Below are 3,519 nucleotides of genomic sequence, written 5' to 3'. Positions count from 1 at the left end.
GGGGCAACAGCGCGGCCACGGCCTCTTTGAGCCCTGGTGTGTGCTTCTGCCCATTGTCCACCAGTTTCGCCATGGCCCACAGCAGATTGGCGATATGCTGAGGAATAAATTGGTTTTTCTGTGCGTTGACGAGGGGCAACAGGGCGGTCACAGCCTCTTTGAGCCCTGGTGTCCGCTCCTGGCCGTTGTCCACCAGTTTCGCCATGGCCCACAGCAGGTTGGTAATATGCTGAGGAATAAATTGGTCTTTCTGTGCGTTCATGTGGGGCAACAGTGCGGCCACAGCTTCGTTGAGCCCTGGTTTTCGCTCCTGCCCGCTGTCTACCAGTTTCGCCATGGCCCACAGCAGGTTGGCGATTCCCTGGGCATCAATATCCCCGGCTTCAGGTTTTTGGTGGCAGTTGAATATTATTGAATCAAATAGCGTTGACAATAAGTTAGCCTGAGTAAGTTTAACTTGCTCATCCATGGATTTATAAAGGGTAAAAACACCCGCTGACGTAAATGAGTGCAGTGTTGTCGTCAGGCTTCGCCAATTCCAGCTCCGTGTTGCGGTAAAATTTTGCAGCAAACGCATCAGCTGGCTTTGTTCCGCTCGATTTAATGGTCTTTTAGCAGCTGACGTGTATTTTTTAATTGAACTGGCATATTGACCGTGATTTCTCCCATCATAGCGATGACCGAAACGATAAGATTTACTCACCAGATCATCCATTATTTCCTGTTTGATGAGCGCATTAAAATCTTGAGCAAGGTTTACTGAACGGCGCTGTAGATGTTGAGAAGTGCATGCGTCAGAAGAACGGTAACATTTATTACGCCCAGGGTTAGTGCGTGGGGTATCATCCCACCTGACTGTGGCATGTCTATATCGTCCACGTCTTGAAGAAGCGGCATGGCCACCCGGTCGGTTATAATAATTATCTGATCTTGCGTATTGACCACTGATACCAGCAGAGTTTCTATCCATAACTATATTTCATTAATTCATGAGAATATAAAAAGCAGACTGCTGTACTGTTCAGAAGTTCATTTTGCTGGAATGTTGATAAATGTGAGCAGTGGTAGAAACTCATCTACTCCTGATGCCAACCACCCGTTATCTTCAAATCATCCGGGGCGAAATTCAGGGGCAACAGGTCTTCAACGCTGGTAGAACTTTCCTGGAATGTGAAAACGGTTCCAGGGTCGAAAAGAGGGGATTACTGGCTGTTTTTTCTCTTCCTCTTGGCTGGTTTTCCGGTTTGCTCTTCTACTTCTAAATGTTCTTCTGCAGTTAAGTCACCGTGATCTGTGGGTTGCGTGCTTTTATCAGCAGTAATGTATGAATCATCTGCCCACCTTCTTTTAAGTGATACAGAGCCATGCCCCTGTGGCGGGAAGCTTATCCTGGTCTTTATTTGATCAATGTATGGTTTCATTAAATCCTGATTCAAAAGCATGTTAACCGGAATTTCAATGACCTCAAATCCTGCTTTTTGCAGCAGTGCGATTTTAAGCAGCGACGAACCATTCCTGATGTTGAAATCACTGCCTACGTAATGATAGGGCCCCTGAACTTCAATCACAATGTTGTGATCTGGCAGTAGCAGGTCAACCGGAGGTAATAAGTTCAGACTTTTTTCTTCTTCAATCTTCAAAGAGGGAATGCGCGATTGGAGTTGATACCGGAAATCGGCTTGAGGTTTTGAAATGGTTGTCTGGTAACGGGGGACTACCGGACATGGTCTCCCAAGCCAACTTGTGACCATGGCAATGATGCGTTGATCCTCTTCATTGTCTGGGGATGTATTTTCCAGACGGGTAAACAGGTCATCCATGTGCTTTTCAAGCAAATTATTTTTATTGGCATTGGGGACCAGAGACAACCTGGCACAGCATACCATTACTCCCCAGAGAGACATCAATATATTTTGCTGAGAGAGCTGAGGGTTTTCACTGATTTTGTAGACAAGAAATTCGAACGTAGATGTGACCACGTTCAGCTCAATGAACTCACCCAGTTTCGCCATGGCCCACAGCAGGTTGGCGATATGCTGAGGAATAAATTGATCTTTCTGTGCGTTCACATGTGGCAACAGCGCGGCCACGGCCTCGTTGAGCCTTGGTGTTTGCTCCTGCCCGTTGTCCACCAGTTTCGCCATGGCCCACAGCAGGTTGGCGGTTTCCCGGGGTTTAAAATGAGCTTTTTGTGCCTTTACATGGGGCAACAGGGCGGCCACTACATCATTGAACTCTGGCGTCCGTTCCTGCCCGTTGTCCACCAGTTTCGCCATGGCCCACAGCAGGTTGGCAATACCCTGGGCATTAAATTGATCTTTCTGTGCGTTCACATGTGGCAACAGCGCGGCCACGGCCTCGTTGAGCCTTGGTGTTTGCTCCTGCCCGTTGTCCACCAGTTTCGCCATGGCCCACAGCAGGTTGGCGATACCCTGGGCATTAAATTGGTCTTTCTGTGCGTTCACATGGGGCAATAGCGCGGCCACGGCCTCGTTGAGCCTTGGTGTTTGCTTCTGCCCGTTGTCCACCAGTTTCGCAATGGCCCACAGCAGGTTGGCGATTTCCTGTGGCTTAAAGTTAGCTTTCTGTGCATTCACGAGGGGCAACAGCGCGGCCACGGCCTCGTTGAGCTCTGGTGTCCGCTCCTGGCCGTTGTCCACCAGTTTTGCCATGGCCCACAGCAGGTTGGCGATACCCTGTGGTTTAAAGTTAGCTTTCTGTGCGTTCACGTGGGGCAACAGCGCGGCCACGGCCTTGTTGAGCTCTGGTGTTCTATTCTGCCCGTTGTCCACCAGTTTCGTCATGGCCCACAGCAGGTTGGCGATTCCCTGGGCATTAAATTGGTCTTTCTGTGCGTTCACGTGGGGCAACAGCGCGGCCAAGGCCTCTTGGAGCCCTGGTGTCTGATCCTGCCCGTTGTCCACCAGTTTCGCCATGGCCCACAGCAGGTTGGCGATATGCTGAGGAATAAATTGGTCTTTCTGTGCGTTTACGTTGGGCAACAGCGCGGCCACGGCCTCTTTGAGCTCTGGTGTTCGCTCCAGCCCGTTGTCCACCAGTTTCGCCATGGCCCACAGCAGGTTGGCGATTTCCTGGGTGCCAATATCCCTGGCTTCAGGTTTTTGGTTGCACTTGAATATTATTGCATCAAAAAGCGTTGACAATAAGGCCGCCTGAGTAAGCTTAACACGCTCATCCATGGGTTTATGAAGGGTAAAAACACCCGCTGAAGTCAATGAATGAAGTGTTGTCGTCAGGCTTCGCCAATTCCAGCTCCGTGTTGCTGTAAAATTTTGCAGCAAACGTATCAGCTGGCTTTGTTCATCCCGATTTAACGGTCTTTTAGAATCTGACGTGTATTTTTTAATTGAACTGGCGTATTGACCGTGATTTCTCCCATCATAGCGATGACCGAAACGATCCGATTTACGCACCAGACCATCCATTATTTCTGGTTTGATGAGGGCATTAAAATCTTGAGCAGGGTTTACTGAACGGTACTGTAGATGTTGAGAAGAG

General features: G+C 49.2%; 2 protein-coding genes. Both read right to left on the bottom strand.

Translation table 11 applies throughout. The features are described from left to right. On the bottom strand, window positions 1-970 hold a 970-nt coding region (locus J7438_RS24765; RefSeq protein ID WP_209278720.1), incomplete at its 3' end, for a hypothetical protein. A gap of 232 nt (window positions 971-1,202) precedes the next feature. Continuing rightward, a partial coding sequence (locus J7438_RS24760) for an RAP domain-containing protein (RefSeq protein WP_209278719.1) occupies window positions 1,203-3,519 on the bottom strand: 2,317 nt, incomplete at its 5' end.

The sequence above is a fragment of the Thalassotalea sp. G20_0 genome (genome assembly GCF_017744175.1).
Classification (GTDB): Bacteria; Pseudomonadota; Gammaproteobacteria; order Pseudomonadales; family Endozoicomonadaceae; genus Endozoicomonas.
Note: the sequence above shows the minus strand (reverse complement) of the source record. Positions and strands in the feature narration are given on the sequence as shown.